Origin of the sequence: Micromonospora sp. NBC_01796, from assembly GCF_035917455.1 — a bacterium.
In the GTDB taxonomy this organism is placed as follows: Bacteria; Actinomycetota; Actinomycetes; order Mycobacteriales; family Micromonosporaceae; genus Micromonospora_G.
This window is the reverse complement of record NZ_CP109078.1, coordinates 7,918,218-7,937,894: the sequence shown is the minus strand read 5'-3', so window position 1 is coordinate 7,937,894 and position 19,677 is coordinate 7,918,218. Positions and strand designations below refer to the sequence as shown.

19 protein-coding genes are annotated in these 19,677 nt (G+C 69.3%); 13 read left to right on the top strand and 6 right to left on the bottom strand.

The annotated features are described in order from the left end of the window. The first annotated feature begins 71 nt into the window (after nt 1-71). From OIE47_RS35260 to abc-f, 4 genes are all read left to right on the top strand, one after another. Nucleotides 72-311: a hypothetical protein gene (locus tag OIE47_RS35260; RefSeq protein ID WP_326558877.1), complete on the top strand. Its 240-nt coding sequence runs from the start codon at nt 72-74 to the stop codon at nt 309-311. After that, complete coding sequence (locus OIE47_RS35255) at nt 308-577, top strand: hypothetical protein (RefSeq protein ID WP_326558876.1); 270 nt, start codon at nt 308-310, stop codon at nt 575-577. Before OIE47_RS35260 ends, OIE47_RS35255 begins: the two co-directional genes overlap by 4 nt. Beyond that, a complete protein-coding gene (locus tag OIE47_RS35250; protein ID WP_326558875.1) occupies nt 570-1,361 on the top strand; it encodes an alpha/beta fold hydrolase in 792 nt (263 codons plus the stop codon). Before OIE47_RS35255 ends, OIE47_RS35250 begins: the two co-directional genes overlap by 8 nt. A gap of 217 nt (nt 1,362-1,578) precedes the next feature. Beyond that, nucleotides 1,579-3,216: a ribosomal protection-like ABC-F family protein gene (gene abc-f, locus OIE47_RS35245; RefSeq protein WP_326558874.1), complete on the top strand. Its 1,638-nt coding sequence runs from the start codon at nt 1,579-1,581 to the stop codon at nt 3,214-3,216. 87 nt (nt 3,217-3,303) lie between these two features. Here abc-f and OIE47_RS35240 read toward each other — a convergent pair whose 3' ends face one another. Both OIE47_RS35240 and OIE47_RS35235 read right to left on the bottom strand, forming a co-directional pair. Beyond that, the gene (locus tag OIE47_RS35240) at nt 3,304-4,272 is read right to left on the bottom strand and encodes a hypothetical protein (RefSeq protein ID WP_326558873.1); all 969 of its coding nucleotides are present in this window, start codon (nt 4,270-4,272) and stop codon (nt 3,304-3,306) included. A gap of 780 nt (nt 4,273-5,052) precedes the next feature. Next, nucleotides 5,053-5,274: a hypothetical protein gene (locus tag OIE47_RS35235; RefSeq protein ID WP_326558872.1), complete on the bottom strand. Its 222-nt coding sequence runs from the start codon at nt 5,272-5,274 to the stop codon at nt 5,053-5,055. Nucleotides 5,275-5,864: 590 nt separating this feature from the next. Between OIE47_RS35235 and OIE47_RS35230 the strand changes: the two genes are divergently transcribed. After that, nucleotides 5,865-6,227, top strand: a complete 363-nt coding sequence (locus OIE47_RS35230; protein ID WP_326558871.1) for a hypothetical protein — start codon at nt 5,865-5,867, stop codon at nt 6,225-6,227. A 47-nt stretch (nt 6,228-6,274) separates the two neighbouring features. On the opposite strand, the gene OIE47_RS35225 is transcribed toward OIE47_RS35230, so the two are convergent. Continuing rightward, nucleotides 6,275-7,216 carry a siderophore-interacting protein gene (locus OIE47_RS35225; protein ID WP_326558870.1) on the bottom strand — a complete coding sequence of 314 codons (942 nt, stop codon included), beginning with the start codon at nt 7,214-7,216 and terminating at the stop codon, nt 6,275-6,277. Nucleotides 7,217-7,441: 225 nt separating this feature from the next. Between OIE47_RS35225 and OIE47_RS35220 the strand changes: the two genes are divergently transcribed. Beyond that, nucleotides 7,442-8,269, top strand: a complete 828-nt coding sequence (locus tag OIE47_RS35220; protein ID WP_326558869.1) for an SAM-dependent methyltransferase — start codon at nt 7,442-7,444, stop codon at nt 8,267-8,269. Nucleotides 8,270-8,297: 28 nt separating this feature from the next. Here the strand turns inward: OIE47_RS35220 and OIE47_RS35215 are convergent, their stop codons facing one another. From OIE47_RS35215 to OIE47_RS35205, 3 genes are read right to left on the bottom strand one after another with little or no spacing between them, the layout of a single operon-like run. Beyond that, on the bottom strand, nt 8,298-9,146 hold the full coding sequence (locus OIE47_RS35215; protein ID WP_326558868.1) for a carbohydrate ABC transporter permease: 849 nt from the start codon (nt 9,144-9,146) through the stop codon (nt 8,298-8,300). Next, entirely contained in the window at nt 9,143-10,129 is a 987-nt protein-coding gene (locus tag OIE47_RS35210) for a carbohydrate ABC transporter permease (RefSeq protein ID WP_326558867.1), read from the bottom strand. The genes OIE47_RS35215 and OIE47_RS35210 overlap by 4 nt, the downstream gene beginning before the upstream one ends. Before the next feature lie 8 nt (nt 10,130-10,137). Next, the gene (locus OIE47_RS35205; RefSeq protein ID WP_326558866.1) at nt 10,138-11,514 is read right to left on the bottom strand and encodes an ABC transporter substrate-binding protein; all 1,377 of its coding nucleotides are present in this window, start codon (nt 11,512-11,514) and stop codon (nt 10,138-10,140) included. A 467-nt stretch (nt 11,515-11,981) separates the two neighbouring features. On the opposite strand from OIE47_RS35205, the gene OIE47_RS35200 reads away from it, so the two are divergent. From OIE47_RS35200 to OIE47_RS35170, 7 genes are all read left to right on the top strand, one after another. Further along, nucleotides 11,982-14,381 carry a discoidin domain-containing protein gene (locus OIE47_RS35200; protein WP_326558865.1) on the top strand — a complete coding sequence of 800 codons (2,400 nt, stop codon included), beginning with the start codon at nt 11,982-11,984 and terminating at the stop codon, nt 14,379-14,381. Nucleotides 14,382-14,648: 267 nt separating this feature from the next. Then, nucleotides 14,649-15,605 carry a hypothetical protein gene (locus tag OIE47_RS35195; RefSeq protein WP_326558864.1) on the top strand — a complete coding sequence of 319 codons (957 nt, stop codon included), beginning with the start codon at nt 14,649-14,651 and terminating at the stop codon, nt 15,603-15,605. Nucleotides 15,606-15,696: 91 nt separating this feature from the next. Then, the gene (locus tag OIE47_RS35190) at nt 15,697-16,713 is read left to right on the top strand and encodes an RNA polymerase subunit sigma-70 (protein ID WP_326558863.1); all 1,017 of its coding nucleotides are present in this window, start codon (nt 15,697-15,699) and stop codon (nt 16,711-16,713) included. After that, nucleotides 16,710-17,171, top strand: coding sequence for a DUF6069 family protein (locus OIE47_RS35185; protein ID WP_326558862.1), 462 nt, complete (start codon nt 16,710-16,712; stop codon nt 17,169-17,171). The genes OIE47_RS35190 and OIE47_RS35185 overlap by 4 nt, the downstream gene beginning before the upstream one ends. Before the next feature lie 64 nt (nt 17,172-17,235). Then, nucleotides 17,236-18,069, top strand: coding sequence for an ABC transporter ATP-binding protein (locus OIE47_RS35180; RefSeq protein ID WP_326558861.1), 834 nt, complete (start codon nt 17,236-17,238; stop codon nt 18,067-18,069). A 9-nt stretch (nt 18,070-18,078) separates the two neighbouring features. Beyond that, the gene (locus tag OIE47_RS35175; protein WP_326558860.1) at nt 18,079-18,840 is read left to right on the top strand and encodes an ABC transporter permease; all 762 of its coding nucleotides are present in this window, start codon (nt 18,079-18,081) and stop codon (nt 18,838-18,840) included. Between the two features lie 30 nt (nt 18,841-18,870). Next, nucleotides 18,871-19,641: a MerR family transcriptional regulator gene (locus OIE47_RS35170; RefSeq protein WP_326558859.1), complete on the top strand. Its 771-nt coding sequence runs from the start codon at nt 18,871-18,873 to the stop codon at nt 19,639-19,641. Nucleotides 19,642-19,677 lie beyond the last annotated feature (36 nt).

Here is a 19,677-nt window from a genome sequence, read left to right as displayed (position 1 = left end):
ACCTCAGTAGGTGTAGTCGCACCATGACAGGACGGCAGCCCGCTGGGGGCGGCCGGGCGGGAGGACCAGCCATGAAGACCGAGTTGGAGAGGCTTGAAAAATCGCACCGGGAGGTGTCGGAGGAACTGCTGATCGCCCGGCAGCGGTTGGCCATCATCCGGCTGATCATCGAGCACCCGAAGCGACTGGCCGAGTCCGTCAACTCGGTGCCGGGGATGGTGCGGTTGGCGTTGAACTGCGGCCCGCAGTCGCTGGCCATGCTCATCCGGGAATCGGAGCGAGCTGAGCGCGCTGCGAAGGACGCCACGTGAACGTGGCCGAGATGCAGCAGCGGATAACGACGTTGGAGCAGACCCTGAGACGGGTGGACGCCGAACTGCTCGCCAGTCGGCAGCGGCTGCTGTTGGTTCGACAGCTCATTCAGGAGCCCCGCCGGTTCGAGCGGGCGCCGGGGATCATGGTCGGCAATCTGCGACTCGCCCTGGAGTCTCAACCTCCCACCGTGGCCGCCATGCTGCGGGAAGAGCGGCAGCGGGCGGCGGGGGAGGGCGGATGGCACACTGCCGCGCATGGGTGACGTACGGCTGGACCAGCGCGACCCGGGCGAGAACGGTGAGGCGCCGACGCTGCTGCTGGTGCACGGGCTCGGCGCGACCGGCGCGGTCTGGGACCGGTGGCGCCCCTACCTCGACGAGCACTGGCCGGACCGCTGGCTGGCGCCGGACCTGCCCGGCCACGGCGGTGCGAAGCCGTTGCCGCGTTACACCTTCGGCGCCCTGGCCGGCGGTCTCGCCGACCTGCTCGACCGGGACCGGCCGGTGGTGGTGCTCGGGCACTCGCTCGGCGGGGTGCTGGCACTCGCCCTGGCCAGCGGCTGGTTCGGCGTACGGGTCCGGACCGCGATCGGGTTGGGCATCAAGGTGCGGTGGAGCGCCGACGAACTGGCCCGGGCCGGTGCGCTCGCCCGACGCCCGGTCACCTGGTTCGACTCGTACGAGGCGGCGGCCGACCGTCACCTGAAGGTCTCCGGGCTGGCCGGTCTGCTGCCGCCGGACGATCCGGCGATCTCGACCGGGGTGGTGGCGCAGGACGGGCGGTGGCGACTGGCGCTGGATCCCGCCGCCTTCGGGGTGGGTGAGCCCGACCTGCCCGGCCTGCTCGCGGCGGCCCGTGGTCGGGTGGTGCTGGCCAGGGGAGAGCACGACCCGATGGTCACCGCGGAACAGTTGGCCGTGCTGTCGCCCTCGGCGGTGACCCTGCCCGGCCTCGGCCACAACGCCCACGTCGAGGACCCGCTCAGGGTGTCCGGGCTGCTCGCCCCGGCACCGGCCCCTGTCGCCGGGCAACCGCTCACGCCCTGAGCGGAGCTCCCCGGCTGGTAGAGTGGCCTACGAGTGATCAGGAACCAGGGAGACGAAGACATGGTGGGTGACGACGACATCTCCGGGTGATACCCGGAAGTGATCGGCCACCGGTGGGCGCCCAGCAGCGCCGACGTGGCCATTTTGTCGTTCGATCCTTCCCCGTTTCCCCGCCGGGCGGCCCCGGTACGCCCGCATCACCATCTAAGGCACTCGCATGTCCGATGCGTTCATCGTCTGCTCGAACCTTTCCTTCTCCTGGCCCGACGACACCCCGGTCTTCCAGGACCTGTCCTTTTCCGTCAGCGGCGGCCGTACGGGCCTCGTCGCACCGAACGGCGCGGGTAAGAGCACCCTGCTCAAGTTGATCGCCGGGGAGCTGACACCCGGTACCGGCTCCGTGTCCGTCAACGGGATGCTCGGTTACCTGCCGCAGACCCTGCCGCTGGTCGGTGACCTGACCGTGGCGGAGGTCCTGGGCATCGCCCCGGTGCTCGCGGCCCTGGACGCGATCGAGTCGGGCGACGCGAGCGAGGAGCACTTCACCACGATCGGCAACGACTGGGACATCGAGGAGCGTACCCGTGCGGAGCTGGACCACCTCGGTCTCGGCGACGTCGACCTCACCCGGCGCCTGCACACCCTCAGCGGTGGCCAGGTCGTCTCCCTGGGCCTGGCGGCACAGCTCGTCAAACGCCCGGACGTCCTGCTGCTCGACGAACCGACCAACAATCTCGACCTCGACGCGCGTCGCAGGCTCTACGGCGTGATCGAGGAGTGGAAGGGCTGCCTGCTGCTGGTCAGCCACGACCGGTCCCTGCTCGACCGGATGGAGCGCATCCTCGAACTCGACCGGGGTGAGGTCCGCTCGTACGGCGGGAACTTCACCGAGTACGAGGAGGCCGTGCGCGCGGCGCGGGAGGTTGCCGAGAAGAACATCCGCAACGCCGAGCAGGAGGTCAAGCGGGAGAAGCGGGAGATGCAGCAGGCCCGTGAGCGGGCCGACCGGCGGGCCAGCAACGCCTCGAAGAACCTGAAGAACGCCGGTCTGCCGAAGATCTTCGCCGGGACGATGAAGCGGGGCGCACAGGAGTCGGCGGGTAAGGCGAACACGACACACGCCGGGCGGGTCAGCGATGCCAGGGCGCGGCTCGACGAGGCGGGCCGCGCACTGCGCGACGAGCAGAGGATCGTGCTGGAACTGCCCGACACCAAGGTTCCGGCCGGACGCACGGTCTTCCTGGGCGAGCGGATGCGGGTCCGTTACGGCGACCTGGCCCTGTTCGCCGGCGACGGCGCCGACCTGACGATCCGGGGCCCCGAGCGGATCGCGCTGACCGGTCCCAACGGCGCCGGCAAGTCCACTCTCCTGCGGCTGGTCAACGGTGACCTGGAGCCGGAGGGCGGCGAGATCAAACGGGCCGACGGTCGGATCGCGTACCTGTCGCAGCGGCTGGACCTGCTGGACCTGGACCGTACGGTGGCGGAGAACCTGGCCGCGTTCGCGCCCGGGATGGCGGAGGCGCAGCGGATGAACCTGCTCGCCCGTTTCCTGTTCCGGGGCTCCCGCATCCACCTGCCGGTCGGGGTGCTCTCCGGCGGCGAGCGGCTGCGGGCCACCCTGGCCTGCGTCCTGTTCGCCGAACCGGCGCCGCAGCTCCTCCTGCTGGACGAACCGACGAACAACCTCGACCTGGTGAGCGTCGGTCAGTTGGAGAGCGCCCTCAACGCGTACGAGGGCGCGTTCGTGGTGGTCAGCCACGACGAACGGTTCCTCGCCGAGATCGGGGTGGACCGCTGGCTGCGGCTCTCCGACGGCCGGGTGCTGGAGACCCAGGCACCCGACGGCGACTGAGCGCGTACGGAAGGGCCGGACGGGGGACCGGTGACCTACCCCGGTTGGGGTGAGCACCGCTCCGCGTCCGGCCCGCCGCTGTTGTCGTTACCGCTGCGCGGTGCGTACCAGGTACTGCACGCCACCCACGTCGGTCTTCGGCCCACCGGCCTTGGCCGGTCCGAACTGGACCACGTCGACGGTGAAGAGCCTCGACGACACGGTCGTCGTGGAGAAGATCAGACTGAACGCCGGTCGTTCACCGGGGTTCAGCAGCAGATCGCTGATCTTGGCGTTCGCCGCCACGATCTCCACCTGGTTGCGGCCGACCTCGCGGATGCCGGTGCCCGGCCGTCCGGCCTGTACCCACCGTTCGAACAGAACCGGACCCAGGTCGGCGACGATCCGGCCGCCGGCATTCTGGAATGGTTCCCCCCGCTGGTTGAACACGAGGTCGTTCCTGGTCGGCACCTCGGTCTCGTTGCCGATCGCGAATGGACGCACGGCGGGGCTTCCGGGGGCCGGGTTGACCGAGTCGACGTTGCGCCACGCCAGGTTGTTGTTGTACTGGACGTTGATGCTGTGGCTGGGACCTTCGGAGGTCATCGGGTCGGTGGGGGACACCCACCGGGCCAGCAGACAGAAGTGCCCGGGACCGGGTACGCCGTTCCACGGGATCGTCACCGTGGTGACGCCCGGCGCCGCGCTCGCCGGGGTCGCGCCGATCAGCGTCCAGTGGATCGGCCAGGTCGCGCCGCCGCCCGGAGTCGTACGGTAGAGCTCCAGCGTGCCGTTGCTGACTCCGGAGCCGTACGGGCCGGGGTTGTTCAGCTTGACGAAGACGTAGTTGGTTACGCCGACGATCGGGTTCTGGCTGGTGGCGCACTCGATCGCGGTCGGGCAGACCTTGATGTCCGGGCTGGCCCACAGCGGGTTGAGGTAGTGCGGTTCCGTGCCGACGTCACCGGCGACGTCCCGGATGTAGGCGTCGGTACGCGCCGCCACCGTGGCCCCGTCGGTCGTCGAGCCGGCCAGGGCGGCGCCGGCGGTGGTCAGGGTCAGCAGTGTCGCCAACACCGTTCCGACGATCAGTCGTGGCCCTGAGCGTCGGGCATTCTGTCGTGCGGTGCCCATGGTAATTCCCTCCGATTGGTGGTGGAGTGGGTCCGACAAACGCTGCCCGGATGGGTGGCGGGGTCGGCGGAATTACTGTATGGCACAGATCGGCGACTATGTTTTGAGTCGTCATTCCGATTGCCTCGGGTGCCCGGTTATGTCGGTATGATTGCCATTTCAAATGCGGCCCGAATGTCGACTGGACAAGCCGCCCACGGCGACCTTCGGCAACCGGATGTCGTGCGTCACGGCCGTCGACCGAGATGGAATTACCACCGGATCGCGGGTACGCGACCTCCCGGCTCCGCCGCTGTCTGCGCTGCTCCGCCGGTCCTCGACCCGTGGGCGGTGGCCGTGACGTGGATCGCGCGGTCGTCGTCGGTGCGCATCGACGATCCCGTCTCGTGCGGCTCGGTGCCGACCGTGGGCACCTGTTCTGCCCGGTTCAGTGGACCAGTCAAAACGAGGATGCCGGTAAGTGGCCAGGATGACGAAAGACGTACATCGGGTGCGGTGCATTGGTGTCACGGATGCCCGGTGACGAAGAAAATCGGTCGCTCACCCTCCCCAAATGAGCGACCGATGTCCCGGTCCGGTCAGGGCGTCCAGGTCGGTCCGATGTCCCCCGACCGTGTGGACAGGTTGCGATAGATGTCCCGGCGGAGGGTGATCTGTCCGACCGGATGGCGGCCGGCGTTGCGCCTGATCCTCCTCAGTCGTCGCTGTCGGTCCACCATGGAATCAAAGCGCTGGTCTGCTGGGTTCGGCATGCCGACCTTCCGGGTTGTCGTCGTCGTCCTCGGGGGCCAGGTGCCGTACGGCCTCGGTGTCCACCTCGACCTCCAGGTCCCTGTTGATCTGGATGTCGATCGCGTACCCCCGGTTGCTCGGTGCGTCCTCCGGATCTGATGCCTTGGTCGGGTCATCACCGTCTCGGGGGCTCGCTCCGTCTTGCTGGGTCACCCTTTGATTCCTTTTCGGTTGTAGGGAGGCTTGTGGGCCAGGTGCGGTTTCGTCAAGATCACCTAGGGTGACCGTGACGCTACAGACCATACATTGACTGGTTGAATCCCCGATCTCCGTGCTGTTGAGGCGAGTGTGTCCCGGCAATTCGGTATAAAGATCGTGGGATGGGATCATCTGGTGAAATGGCCGCCGTCGCAGCCGGTGTGAGTGACCCACGGAATGGCGCAATGAGTACGCCGCAGTGATAGCTGTCAACCTCCGATGTGGATGTCGCACACCCGGTACGTCAATCGGGGTCCTATGTGTCCCACTAGTCGTGTTCCTGACAGCAGACTTCGCAGTAGCGGGAATAACCTCCGGCGACCGCCGCGGGAGCGAGAGTGGGGGCGATCGCCGCCGGGGACGGTCCAACTCGGTCCGATGGTCGGACCGGTCGTCATCGAGGGGACAACCGTGATCACACCGGGGGAGTGCGCTGTGGCGACCAGGGGCGGCACTGGGAAGCCAGCTCGCGACCGGGGCCCCGGTGCAGGACGGTGCCCGTGACGCGGGTAGCCGACGGACGAACCATGACTGATGGGCGAAGCGTGGCTGACGAGCGAGCGGTGGCCGACGGACCGGGCGGGATCCTCGGGGGACCGCCCCTGCTGGCCGGGCCGGTGGTGTCCGAGGCGGGTGCGACCGGTGACGGACCCGTGGCCGGGGGACGGGAAGCGGGACCGGGTGCCGGTGACGGCAGCCGGTCACTGGTGAAGGTCACCGTCAACCTCACCCCGCGCGCGGTGGACGCACTCGACCTGGCCTGTACGCGTACCAGGGACACCAAGACCGACACGATCAACCGCGCGCTGGTCGTCTACAACCTGGTGTTGGAGCTGATGGAACGCGGCGGGGGGAGCCTCACCCTGCAGAACCGCGACGGCGGCACCGAACGGATCCACCTGCTCTGACAGCCGACCGGTCGGGTGACGGGATGCCCTCCCGTCACCCGGCGGTGTCAGTTCTGCTCGGTACGGCCGAGGCGCCAGTAGCCCATGAACGCGACCGCCCGGCGGTCCATCCCGTACTCGCCGACCAGTTGCCGGCGCAGCGTCTTGACCACACCCGCCTCGCCGGCCAACCAGGCGTAGACGTCGCCGTCGCCGGTCTGCCGATGGTCGTCGGCGTCGACCGGCACCTCCCAGAGGATGTCGGTGTCGACGTCGACGTCCTCCAACTCGACCACGGGCGCCGGGGTCGCCGAGCCGGCGCGCAGCCGTCCGGCCGCCGCCCGTACGGCCGGAACGAGCTGACTGCCGTGTTCGGCGCCGTCGCGCGGCAACCAGGTCACCCGTACGCCGGGCGGCCCGGTGAGCGGGAAGTTGTCGCCGCTGTCCGGGACCTCGAGCAGCGCCTCGCCGTACGCGTCGGCGGGCAGCCGTTCCAGGATCGAGCCGATCGCCGGTACGGCGGTCTCGTCGCCGGCCAGCAGGAGGCGGTCGGTACCGACCGGCGGGTGGAACTCGAGCCCGCCGTGCACGCCGGGGTAACCGGCGTCCGGGCCGAGCAGTGCCGCGGTCGAACCGGGCCGGGCGGCGACGGCCCACCGTGAGGCCGGTCCGCCGTCGCCGTGCAGCACCAGGTCGACGTCGACCTCGGCCATCCGTGGCCGGACCGCCCGGACGGTGTACGTCCGGATCGGGTTGCGCCGTTCGTTCGGCAGCTCCCGCCAGCGCGGGTACCAGTCCGGGCCGTCCGGCATGTCGGCCAGCCCGGTCTCCGGCAGCGGCAGGATGAGCTTGATCCGCTGGTCGTAGCCGTTGTCGGCGAACGCGCCGAGGTCCGGCCCGGTGAAGGTCACCCGCAGGAAACTCGGACTCAGCCTCCGGGCGTGTAACACCTCGACGCCGAAGACGCGGTACGGCTGGATCGAAGTGGGTCGCTCGGCGGTCTGGGTCACGGTAGCCTCCCTCTTTCCTAAGGTATGGCTAACCTAACCCGACCCCGATGGGGGTCGTCAACCGGCCCCGCCGGTAGGGCTTGCCGGACTTGTTGCCAAGTAAGGATTTTGTTGCCGGGGACGGATTTTGTCGCTGGCATCGGACAGGCATGATGATGGCTTCCCAACGACCGGGTCGATGGTCTTCCGCGACGGGGATCAATCCGGTCGACCGGAGGAGGAGCGATGGGGCGGTCCGAGGAGAAGCAGTGGATGCCGGACGAGGTGGACCCGACCGGACCGAACCTGGCCCGGGTCTACAACGCGATCGGTGGTGGCACACACACGTTCGGTGCGGACCGGGAGATGGCGAACCAACTGCTGACCGTGCAGCCCGAGTTGGCGTACTGGGTGCGTACCAACCGGGCGTTCCTGGCCCGGTCGGCCAGGTTCGTGTTCGAGTCGGGGATCCGGCAGGTGCTCGACGTCGGCGCCGGTCTGCTCGCCCCGGGCAGCGTGCACGACATCGCCGCCCAGGTCGCGCCGGACGCCCGGGTGCTCTACCTGGACCTCGATCCGGTGGTGGTCGCCCAGGCCAACGAGATCCTGCGTGACCAGCCCCTGGTCTCGGCGTTCCGGGGCGACCTGCGTAACCCGGCCGAGGTGGTGCGGCTGGCCACCGAGGCGGGTCTGGACTTCACCCGACCGGTGGCGATCCTGCTGGTCGCGGTGCTGCACTTCGTCCAGGACTCGGACGACCCGGAGGGCATCCTCGCCCGGCTGCGCGACGCCGTACCGGCCGGGTCCTATGTGGTCATCTCGCACGCCTCCCGGCCGCCGCAGCTCACCGACGCCGGTGTCCGGGCGGAGAAGGACTACAGCGAGCGGACCGCGCCGGTGGCGTTGCGTACCCGCGAGCAGGTCGAGCGCCTCTTCGAGGGCTGGGACCTGCTGGAGCCGGGACTGGTCCAGCCGCCGTTCTGGCGCCCCGAGCCGGAGGACCTGGTCGAGCCCGCCGACGTCGAGCGGGCCAAGGGAACGCCGGCCTGGGTGGGTGTGGCGATCAAGCGTTGACCCGGTCGAGTGTGACCGGCGCCGGAGTTCAGTCCTTCACGGCGCCGGTCAGGCCGTTGACAAAATAGCGCTGGGCGACGAGGAAGAGCACGATGACCGGCACCACCAGGATCAGTGAGCCGGCCATGATCTCGTTGTACCGGGGCACGTTGCCCGACGCGAGCATCTCCAGGGCCAACGGCAGGGTGTAGCGGGACTCGTCGTTGAGCGACACCCGGGTCAGGACGTACTCGTTCCAGGTGGGCACGGCGGTCAGCACCGCGATGGTGATCAGAGCCGGACGGCTCAGCGGCAGGTAGACCCGCCAGAAGATGCGGCCCTCGCCGGCCCCGTCCACCCGGGCGGCGTCGTGCAGCTCGCGCGGGATCGACCGGAACGCGTTGGTCAGCAGCAACACCGTCAGCGGGGCGGTCCCGTTGACGAACGGCAGGACCAGTCCCAGGTGGGTGCCGAGGATGCCGAGCTTGTTCTCCAGGATCACCAGCGGCAGCAGCACGGTGATGCCGGGTACGAAGAGCAGCGCGACGAAGAACCAGAACAGGAACCGGCGGCCGGGGAAGTCGAGCACCGCGAAGGCGTACGAGGCCAGGCTGTAGACGACCAGTACGCCGACCACGGTCAACCCGGTCACCCGGAGGCTGTTGAGCAGGTAGTCGAAGAAGTGCAGCCGGCTCCAGGTCTCCACCAGGGTGTCCCAGGTCGGCTGGCGGGGCACCAGGTGACCCCCGCGCAGGATCTCGTCGCGGTTCTTCAGAGCCCCGGACACCATCCAGGCGAACGGGTAGAGGCTGACCACGGCGTACAGCGCGAGAGCGGCGTACGCGACGAGGTGGCCGACGGAGGGGCGCCGGCGTACGGCCGGTCGGATGACGGTCACTGGCTGCTCCGCAGCAGTCGGGCGTTGACGACGGTGAGCAGCAGGGCGGCCAGGAAGATGAGCCAACCGAGCGCGCTGGCCACGCCGAGGGTGGGGGAGAGGTTCTGGAAGAAGGCGAGCTGGTACGCCTGGAGACCGAGTACGTCGGTGTGCCCGCCCGGTCCACCGTTGGTCATCAGCAGGAAGATCTGGAAGCCCTGCATGGTGTCCCGGATCCCGAGCAGGGTGATCGCCGCGGTGATCGGCACCAGCAGTGGCCAGGTGATGTGCCGGACCACCCGTACGCCCCCGGCGCCGTCGAGCTGCGCGGCCTCCGTCAGGTGCGGGTCGATGGCCTGCAGCCCGGCGAGGTAGAGCAGCATCGCCACCGGCACGCCGCCCCAGATGATGATCACGATGAGGGTGGCGAGTGCGGTGTCCGGGTCGGCGAGCCAGCCCTCGGGACGGGCCACGCTGCCCAGACCGACCGAGCGGAGCAGCAGGTTGATCGCCCCGTCCGGTTCGAGGACGTACCGCCAGGCGTAGTAGACCGCGATCCCGGTGGTCACGTACGGCAGGAAGTAGACCGACCGGAGCAGGCCGCGCAGCCGCCGGATGGTGTTGAGCAGTACGGCCAACGGCAGCGCCACCGCCACCGTGCCGAGCGGTACGGCGAGCATCGCGATCGCGGTGTGCCAGGCGGCGGCCCGCAGCTCGGGCGCGAGGGTCGGGTCGCGGTAGAGCAGGTCGCGGTAGTTGTCCAGCCCGACCCACTCCCAGTTCGGGGTGAAGCCGTTCCACTTGGCGAAGCTCAGCGTGACGCTGTAGCCGACGGTGTAGAGCCCCATCACCAGGAAGAGCAGGACGGCGGGTGCGACGAAGGCGTACCCGATCAGCCACTGCCGCCGGGACCGGCGGCCGGCCCGGCGGGTGCGGCGGCGTTGCCGTTGGGATGGCCCGGCGCCGGGCCGTCCCAACGGGTCGATCGTGTTCAGGATGGCCACGGTGCGTCCTAGCCGGACTTCTGCCACATGGCCGTGATCACCTTGTCGAGCTGCGCGGCGGTGGCCGCCGGGTCGGTCTCGCCGAGCGGGGAGAACTTGACCAGTGGGTCGCCGACCTGGACCTCGTCGTAGTCCGGCGGCCGGAAGCCCTTGTTGGCGGCGTCATAGGTGGCCTCCGGCGGCCCGGTGAAGTACTGCTGCAGCGCGGCGAGCTTCGGCCCCAGCAGGGCGGCGGCCTCGGCGCCGAGGTCGGTCGCCGGCAGGTCCAGCGACGCCTTGGCGAACGCGCCCGACCCTTCCGGGGAGGTCAGGTGGTCGATCCACTTGACCGCCGCCGCCCGGTTCTTGGTCTGGGAACTGAGCGACAGACCGGTCAGGGCCAGCGGGGCGAGCCGCAGGTCGGTGACCTTGCCGCCGGTCGCCGGTGGGATCGGGAAGGTGACCAGGTTCTCCGCCGGCATCCCGTTCTGGGCCAGGAAGGCGAGGGTGAAGGTGCCGCCGACGTTGAACGCGGACTTGCCCTGGGCGAACGCGATGTCGGCCTCGTCGATGCCCAGCGCGCTCACCCCGGCGATCCAGTGTGGCTTGAGCTGCTGGTAGAGCTGGAGCGTACGGATACCGTCCGGGCTGGCGAAGCCCTGCGCGGGGTCCTTGTCGAACAGCGCCTCGAACCCGGCCTGGCCGAGGTACGCGAAGGCGAGCTGCTCGTAGATCCAGTTGAAACCGGTCTGGCTCACCTTCAGGCCCAGTGACAGGCCGCCCTGCTTCGGGTCGGCGGCACCGGTCGCCCCGAGGTAGCCGATGAACTCCTCCCAGGTGCGCGGCGGCTTGTCCGGGTCGAGCCCGGCGGCCTTCATCTTCTCCCGGTTGCCGTAGACGATGCCGAAGGTGCCGGCGGTGAACGGCACGCTGAACAGGCTGCCGACCTTGGCGTCCTTGACCTCTTCCTGCTCGGCCCGGCGCTTCTCGGTGACCAGGCCGGCCGCCCGGGTGTTGGGCAGGAACCGTTGCAGCGCCGACTCCGGGAAGTCGGGGGCAAGGTCGCCGAGCAGTCCGGCGCCGCCGATCCGCAGGTCCTCGCCACCGGCGTGCAGTTCGAAGACGTCCGGGAGGTCGCCGGTCTGCGCGGCGCTCTGGATCTTGCTGGTGAAGACGTCGTCCGGCGTGTACGCCTCGACCTTGACGGTGATCCCGGTCTTGGTCTTGAACTCCGTGGCGACCTGCTGCAGGGCCGCGACGTGCGTGTTCTTGAAGGTCCACATGGTCACCGACTGGTCGGTCGAGTCGGCGCTGTCGTCGTTGCCGCAGGCGGTCATGCCGAGTGCCAGCGTCGCCGCGGCGACACCGGCGAACATCCGGCGGCGGGCCGCCGATGATCTGCTCATGGTCACGGTCTGCTCCCCAGGAGGACGGGTGGGTCGGGCGGGTGGGTCACCTTCCTCGCGCGCCAGTCATCCGAGCTATCCCGCTGCCCAGGGCGGCCCGCATCGCGGCGATCCGGTGTATTAGCCCTGGCCAAGGCGGGTAGGCATCCGATGTTTATCGCAGGTTACGAGCATCATGCCGAAGAAACAAGACGTGGGTAAATATTCATCGATGTTGCACCCCCGGCATCGCGGGTCGCCGTCCGGCGGCCACGAGGGACGGTGATGGTCGTGATTTTGCTCCACCCCGTCCAAATGTTTCATACATCGATCCTTGTATTGCGGTCATGTGAACAAAGCTGGCAGGATGACCGTGATCGGCCCGTGGGCGGACGCCCCGCGGCCGGCACCCCGGCGCGCGCCTGTCTCACCCTCGCCCCGGTACGACGCGGTACCGATCCCGCTCCTTCACGAAAGGGAGTGCACCCATGGCAGTCTCCCGCCGCAGGTTCATGTCATCGGTCGTGGCCGGCTCGGCGCTGGCCGCGGTATCCACGTCAGAGCTGCTCGCCGCCGCCGCCCGGCCGGCGTACGCGGCCAGCCCGCCCGGCGACGTCGTCGGCAAGATCTCCGTGGGTTACCAGGGCTGGTTCTCCGCCCCCGGCGACGGGGCGCCGATCGGCGGCTGGTGGCACTGGAGCCGCGACCGGTTCCAGTCCCCGTCGCCGAGCAACACCACTATCGTGTCCTGGCCGGACAACCGCGAGTACACCCGGACCTACAACACCGCGTACCCCAACCTCGGCAACGGCCAGCCGGCGGCGCTGTTCTCCTCCTACGACCAGCAGACCGTCGACACCCACTTCCGGTGGATGCAGGAACACAACTGCGACACCGCCGCCCTGCAACGCTTCAACCCGTTCGGCGACGAGGGCCCCACCCGCGACGCCATGGCGGTCAAGGTCCGCAGCGCGGCGGAACGGTTCGGTCGCAAGTTCTACATCATGTACGACGTGACGAGCTGGACGAACTTCCAGTCCGAGTTGAAAACCGACTGGACCACGAAGATGTCCGCCCTCACCGCGTCACCGGCGTACGCGCGGCAGAACGGCAAGCCGGTGGTCTGCATCTGGGGCTTCGGCTTCAACGACAGCGGCCGGCCGTTCCCGCCGGCACCCTGCCTCGAGGTCATCAACTGGTTCAAGGCACAGGGCTGCTACGTGATCGGCGGGGTGCCGACCTACTGGCGTACCGGGGTGAACGACTCCCGGCCCGGCTTCCTCGACGTCTACCACGCCTTCAACATGATCTCGCCGTGGATGGTCGGCCGGACCGGCACCCTGGACGGGCTGGACTGGTTCTACAACAACGTCAACGTCCCCGACCAGGCCGACTGCAACGCCCACGGGATCGACTACCAACCCTGCGTCATGCCCGGTGACCTGTCCTCCGGGCACCGTTACCACGGCGACTTCTACTGGCGACACCTCTACAACATGATCCGGGTCGGCGCACAGGGCCTCTACGTCTCCATGTTCGACGAGTACAACGAGGGCAACCAGATCGCCAAGACCGCCGAGACAGCCGCCTGGGTGCCGGCCGGGACCGGCATCCGCGCACTCGACGAGGACGGCACGGCCTGCTCCTCCGACTACTACCTGCGGATCACCGCCGACGGTGGCCGGATGCTCAAGGGGCAGCTCGCCCTCACCCCGGTCCGCCCGACCCAGCCGGTTGTCGGCGGTGGTCCCGGCCCCGGACCGATCAACCTCGCCGCCGGCAAGCCGACCACCGCCAGCAGCCAGAACGGCCCGTACCCGCCGGGCAACGCGGTGGACGGCAACCCGTCCACCTACTGGGAGAGCAGCGGGAGCCTGCCGCAGTGGTTCCAGGTCGACCTCGGTGCCGCCGCAGGCGTCAACCGCGTGGTGCTGCGGCTGCCGACCGGGTGGGAGAGCCGTACCCAGACCATCACCGTGCAGGGCAGCACCAACGGGTCCACCTTCTCCACCGTCGTCGGCCCCACCGGCTACCTGTTCAACCCCGGCACCGGCAACACGGTCACCGTCAACTTCGCCACCGCCAACCTCCGGTACCTGCGGCTCACCGTCTCCGCCAACACCGGCTGGCCGGCGGCGCAGTTCTCCCAGGTGGAGGTGTACGGCGGCGTCATCAGCGAGCCGGGCACCCCGCCGAGCGCACCGGGCGGGCTGAACGTCACCGCCAAGACCGCCACCAGTGTCTCGCTCGCCTGGACCGCCTCCGTCGACGACATCGGGGTGACCGGCTACCAGGTACGCCAGGGCGGCACCGTGGTCGGCTCGCCGAGCGGTACGTCGTACACGGTGAATGGGTTGAGCCCGGCCACCGCGTACAGCTTCTCGGTGGTCGCGCTGGACGGGGCGAACAACGTCTCGTCGCCGTCGAACACGGTGTCCGTCACCACCGACGCGGCCCCGCCGCCCACCACGAACCTGGCGGCGAACCGGCCCACCGCCGAAAGCGGGCACGTCCAGGTCTACGGCTCGTCGAACGTGGTCGACGGCAACCCGAACACCTACTGGGAGAGCCCCAGCAACGCCTTCCCGCAGTGGGTGCAGGTCGACCTCGGTACGGCGACCCCGGTCCGCCGGGTCGTGCTGAAGCTGCCGCCGTCATCGGCCTGGGCGACCCGCAACCAGACCGTCACCGTGCAGGGCAGCACCAACGGCTCGACCTTCACGTCCGTCGCCGGCCCGAGCAGCGTCACCTTCAACCCCGCCAGCGGCAACACCGCGACCGTCCCGCTCCCCGCGACCACCGCCCGGTACGTCCGCGTGGTCTTCACCGCCAACACCGGCTGGCCCGCCGCCCAGCTCTCCGAGCTGGAGGTCTACGCCACCGTCTGACCCCACGCTGCCGGCCCGGACCAGCACGGTCCGGGCCGGCATCGCGCCGTCCCGGTCCGGTTGCCGCCTGGCTCCTTCAGCTCCGGCGCGGGGTCTGCTCCGTCGATGGTCCTGGGGCAGAATGCGACCGTGCTTGGTGATGATGAGTACGGACGGCTGATCAAGGGTGGCCTGGATCGGCTGACGCAGCAGTTGACCTCCGAGTAGCCGCGACGTGACCGGTTGGCGGAGTGGGTGTTTCCGGCATCGAGTAAGGAGTTATGGCTCGTGGACGTGCTCGACTGGTTGCTCGATTCCGATCCTGCGGTGCGGTGGCAGGTGTTGTCCGATCTGACCGACGCGTCACCTCGGGAGGTGGCCGGTGAACGGGCGCAGGTGGCCCACGAGGGATGGGGTGCTCGCCTGCTGGAGTTGGCCGGCGCCGACGGGTTGTGGGACGGCGGCGCCCTCTTCCCGGCGTCCTACACCGGCGACGAACCGGGTCAACCGTGGACCACGACGATGCACACCCTGCAGACCCTGCAGATCTTCGGGCTCGATCCGACGTCCGAGGCGGCGCGGCGGGCTGTCGCGCTCGTTGCCGAGCACGCGCGGTGGGAGCACGCCGGGCAGCGGTTCTTCGACGGTGAGGTCGAGCCGTGCATCAACGGCCGGACGATCGAGACCGGCGCCTACTTCGGGGTGGACGTGGCGCCGATCGTCGATCGGATCCTGAAGGAGCGGCTCGCGGACGGAGGATGGAACTGCGAGGCCGAGAACGGGTCGGTGCGCTCGTCGTTCGACACGACCATCAACGTGCTGGACGGACTGCTCGGGTTCGAACGCGCGACCGGCGGGTCCGCCGCAGTACGCGAGGCACGACGCAGTGCCGAGAGTTACCTGCTCGAACGGAGCCTGTTCCGGCGGCGAAGCACCGGCGAGGTCGTGCAGCCCGCCTATCCGGAGTTCGCTTTTCCGTACTACTGGCACTATGACGTTCTCCGCGCGCTCGACTACTTCCGGCGCGCCGGCACCGAGCCGGACATCCGCATGTCCGAGGCCATAGCAGTGGTGCGGTCGAAGCAACTGCCGGATGGGCGCTGGTTGCTCGACCACGTCCACCCCGGTCGCGTCCACTTCGCCCTCGACGAGGGCAAGGGGCTGCCGAGCCGTTGGAACACCCTCAGAGCGCTGCGAGTTCTCGCGTGGTGGGAGGCCGGCGAGCCCGCGGTACGCAGCGTCTGAATGGCTTGGCCCGCCCGACCCTGGTGATGAGTTTTTCCGCTCGCCCCCGTCATATGTACGACGGGGCATGACGAGACGGAAGGATGATGTGATGGGTGCGGACACGCGGCTGGAGGACCTGGGCGTGAGCGGTCTGGGCGTGAGCGGTCTGGGTGAGGTCGACGAGCGGGCGTTCTCGGGGTTGGCGGAGCGGCACCGGCGGGAGCTGCACGTGCACTGCTACCGGATGCTCGGGTCGTTCGAGGACGCCGAGGACACCGTGCAGGAGACGTTCCTGCGTGCCTGGCGGCGGCGGGAGACCTTCGAGGGGCGGTCGACGTTCCGGGCCTGGTTGTACCGGATCGCCACCAACGCCTGCCTGGACCTGCTCGCCAGGTGCCGCCCGGAGCCTGCGACCGGCGGCGAGGTGCTGTGGTTGCAGCCCTACCCGGACCGGCTGCTCGACGAGCTGCCCGCGGGCGACGCGGACGAGCCGGAGAGCGTCGCCGTTGCGCGGGAGACGATCGAGCTGGCGTACCTGGTGGCGGTCCAGCACCTCGCGCCGCGCCCGCGGGCGGTGTTGATCCTGCGGGACGTGCTCGGCTGGCCGGCGAAGGACGTCGCGGAGCTCCTCGGGGACTCCGTCAACTCCGTGAACAGCGCCCTGCAGCGGGCCCGCGCCGGGATGCGGGAGCACCTGCCCGCCGAGCGGCAGGACTGGACCGGCGGCGAGGAGGACGCCGGGACGCGTGAGCTGGTACGCCGCTTCACCGACGCCAGCGTGGCCACGGACGTGAACGGGCTCGCCGCACTGTTGCGGGACGACGTCCGCTGCTCGATGCCGCCCACGCCGGGCCTGTGCGTCGGCCGTGACGCGGTGGTGAACGACTGGATCGCGGACGGCTTCGAGGACCTGGGGCACCTGCGCGCCGTCCCCACCGCCGTGAACCGCCAGCCCACCGTCGCCTTCTACCTGTGGCGGGAGCAGGAGGGCGCGTACCTGCCGCTGACGATCGACGTTCTGCGCGTCACCGGCGGGGCGATCACCGAGATCGTCACGTTCCACGACGACCAGTTCCCGCGGCTCGGGCTGCCGGAACGCCTGCCGGCGCTCGGCACGGAGGCATGAGCGGCATGAGCAGCATGGATGACACCGGGGTCGTCGCGGGCCCGGCATCGGGCCGGACCAGGCGCACCCACCGGCTCGGCGGGCTCGCCGGCACCGGCTTCGTCGCCACGCTCGCGGCGATGCTGACCACCACCCTAGCCGCCGCGCTCGCCCAGGCCGTCGGCGTCGACTTCGAGATCCCCGATGGTGGCGAGACGATCCCGTTGTCCGGGTTCGCCGTGGTGACCGGAGTCTTCTCGATCGTGGGCGTCGTCATTGCCGTCGTCCTTCTTCGTTGGAGCGCTCGCCCCGCCGAGCGATTCGTGTGGACGGCGGTGTCGCTGACCGCGATCTCGTTGGTCCCGCCCCTTCTCGTCGGGGCAAACGCCGCGACCACCACCGCGCTGCTCGCGCTACACCTCGTCCCTGCGGCGGTGATGATCCCCACGCTGGCACGGAGCCTCCGCAGCCGGACCTGAGCAGACGACCTGACCTGCTTTCGGGCTTGACCCTGACGCAGCGTCAACCCCGCATGCTGGCGTCATGTCCAGAGATGTTCAGACAACGATCGAGCAAATTCGCGGGCCTGTGATCCAGGTCCAGGGCCTGGAGAAGTCATACAAGGATCTGCATGTGCTGCGCGGCGTGGACTTCGACGTGGCGCGGGGGAGCATTTTCGCCCTGCTCGGCTCGAACGGGGCGGGCAAGACCACGGTCGTGAGAATCCTGTCCACGCTGCTCAAGCCGGACGCGGGGACGGCCGCCGTCAACGGGTTCGATGTCGCCACGCAGGCGGCGAGCGTGCGGGAGTCCATCAGCCTGACGGGACAGTTCGCGGCCGTCGACGAGATCCTCAGCGGGCGGGAGAACCTGGTGCTGGTCGCTCGGTTGCGGCATCTCAGGGAACCGGGCCGGATCGCGGATGACCTGCTGGCCCGCTTCTCGCTGACCGACGCGGCCACCCGGAAGGCGTCGACGTACTCGGGTGGCATGCGCCGCCGGCTCGACATCGCGATGAGCCTCATCGGGAACCCGCCCGTGATATTCCTCGACGAACCGACGACCGGGCTCGACCCACAGGCGCGTCTCGAGGTGTGGCAGGCCGTCCGGGAACTCGCCGGGCAGGGCACGACGGTGCTGCTCACCACGCAGTACCTCGACGAGGCCGAACAGCTCGCGGACCGGATCGCGGTCCTGCACCGGGGGCGCATCATCGCCAACGGCACCCTCGCCGAGCTCAAGCAACTGCTCCCGCCCGCCACCGTCGAGTACGTCGAGAAGCAGCCGACCCTCGAGGACGTCTTCCTCGCCATCGTCGGTGATCACGGCACTGACAGCAGGGTAGGCGCCGCCAGCCCCGACGGCACGAACAGCTGAGGACCCTTGATGACCAAGCATTTTATCGGCGACACCGCCGTCCTGCTCGGGCGGTCCCTGCGCCACATCAGCCGCAGCCCGGACACCATCATCACGACCGCGATCATGCCGATCGCATTCATGTTGTTGTTCGTCTACGTGTTCGGCGGTGCGATCCAGACCGGGTCGGGCAGGTACGTGAACTACCTGCTGCCCGGCATCCTGCTCATCACGGTCGCCTCGGGAATCGCCTATACCGCATTTCGCCTCTTCCTGGACATGAAGGGCGGCATCTTCGAGCGGTTCCAGTCCATGCCGATAGCGCGCTCGTCCGTGCTGTGGGCGCACGTGCTGACCTCGCTGATCGCCAACCTGATCTCGCTGGTGGTGGTTGTCCTGGTCGCCCTCGTCATGGGCTTCCGGTCCGGAGCCGGCGTGCTGAGCTGGCTGGCGGTCACCGGCATCACGATGCTGTTCACGCTGGCCCTGACGTGGCTCGCCGTGATCCCGGGCCTGACCGCGAAGACGGTGGACGGCGCGAGCGCGTTCTCCTATCCGCTCATCTTCCTGCCGTTCGTCAGCTCGGCCTTCGTACCGACGGAGAGCATGCCCGGCCCCGTACGCGCGTTCGCCGAGAACCAGCCCGTGACGTCCATCGTCAACACGATCCGGGGCCTGTTCGCCGGGCAGCAGGTCGGCGGGGACGTCTGGATCGCCCTCGCCTGGTGTGCCGGCCTCCTCGTCGTCGCGTACGGCGTCGCCATGGCCATCTACCGGCGCAGGATCAGTTGAGAATGCGTCCTCCTGGTGCAGGCTGAAGCCATGCTGACGATCGGACAGCTGGCGTCCTACGCCGGCGTGACCATCCGTGCGGTGCGGCACTACCACCAGATCGGACTGCTTCGGGAGCCGGAGCGCGACGCCTCCGGCTACCGGACGTACGACGTGGTCGAGGTCGTGCGGCTCATCCGGATCCGGACCCTGGCCGAGGCCGGCGTGCCACTGGCCCGGGTCCGGGAGCTGCTCGACGCCGACCCCGAGACGTTTGCCGCCGCGACCGCCGAGGTCGACCGGCAGTTGCGTACGCAGATCCGCGCGCTGCAGGAGCACCGGCGGCGGATCGCGCGGCTGGGCTCCGGCGATTCCCTGGCGGTCCCCGAGGAGGTGGTCGACTACCTGGACCGCCTGCGTGCCACCGGCGCGCCGACCGCCCTCATCGAGGCTGAACGCGACGCGTGGATCCTGATGGCGGCACGACGACCGGAAGTGATCCCGGTGGTGATAGCCGAGAAGGTGGCCCAACTGGCCGACCCGAAAGTCCTCCGGCTCTACCGGCTCATCGCCCGGATCGCCGAGAACTGGAAGGACGAAGAGTTGCTGCGCGAGACCGCCGACCTGATGAGCGAGCTGTTCGAGGAGGCCGCGGCCAACGGGGACCTGGACCGGCAGGACGAGGTCACGCCCGACGCGGCGTTCGTCGGCCTGATGGACTCGTTCGCCGAGGCCTCCCATCCCGCCGTCGCGCGGCTGCGGGAGTTGATCGCCGAGCGTGGTTGGACCGGCTGGACCCGGGTAGCGAAGCGGGAGCCCTGAGTTGCATGCCGGGGTCGAAGGGCGGTGGATCACCGA

What these genes read in the sequence shown, in the direction of transcription:
- OIE47_RS35260 (WP_326558877.1), top strand. Translation starts at nt 72, where the DNA reads ATGAAGACCGAGTTGGAGAGGCTTGAAAAATCGCACCGGGAGGTGTCG.
- OIE47_RS35250 (WP_326558875.1), top strand. Translation starts at nt 570, where the DNA reads ATGGGTGACGTACGGCTGGACCAGCGCGACCCGGGCGAGAACGGTGAG.
- abc-f (WP_326558874.1), top strand. Translation starts at nt 1,579, where the DNA reads ATGTCCGATGCGTTCATCGTCTGCTCGAACCTTTCCTTCTCCTGGCCC.
- OIE47_RS35220 (WP_326558869.1), top strand. Translation starts at nt 7,442, where the DNA reads ATGGGGCGGTCCGAGGAGAAGCAGTGGATGCCGGACGAGGTGGACCCG.
- OIE47_RS35205 (WP_326558866.1), bottom strand. Translation starts at nt 11,514, where the DNA reads ATGAGCAGATCATCGGCGGCCCGCCGCCGGATGTTCGCCGGTGTCGCC.
- OIE47_RS35200 (WP_326558865.1), top strand. Translation starts at nt 11,982, where the DNA reads ATGGCAGTCTCCCGCCGCAGGTTCATGTCATCGGTCGTGGCCGGCTCG.
- OIE47_RS35190 (WP_326558863.1), top strand. Translation starts at nt 15,697, where the DNA reads ATGGGTGCGGACACGCGGCTGGAGGACCTGGGCGTGAGCGGTCTGGGC.
- OIE47_RS35185 (WP_326558862.1), top strand. Translation starts at nt 16,710, where the DNA reads ATGAGCGGCATGAGCAGCATGGATGACACCGGGGTCGTCGCGGGCCCG.
- OIE47_RS35180 (WP_326558861.1), top strand. Translation starts at nt 17,236, where the DNA reads ATGTCCAGAGATGTTCAGACAACGATCGAGCAAATTCGCGGGCCTGTG.
- OIE47_RS35175 (WP_326558860.1), top strand. Translation starts at nt 18,079, where the DNA reads ATGACCAAGCATTTTATCGGCGACACCGCCGTCCTGCTCGGGCGGTCC.
- OIE47_RS35170 (WP_326558859.1), top strand. Translation starts at nt 18,871, where the DNA reads ATGCTGACGATCGGACAGCTGGCGTCCTACGCCGGCGTGACCATCCGT.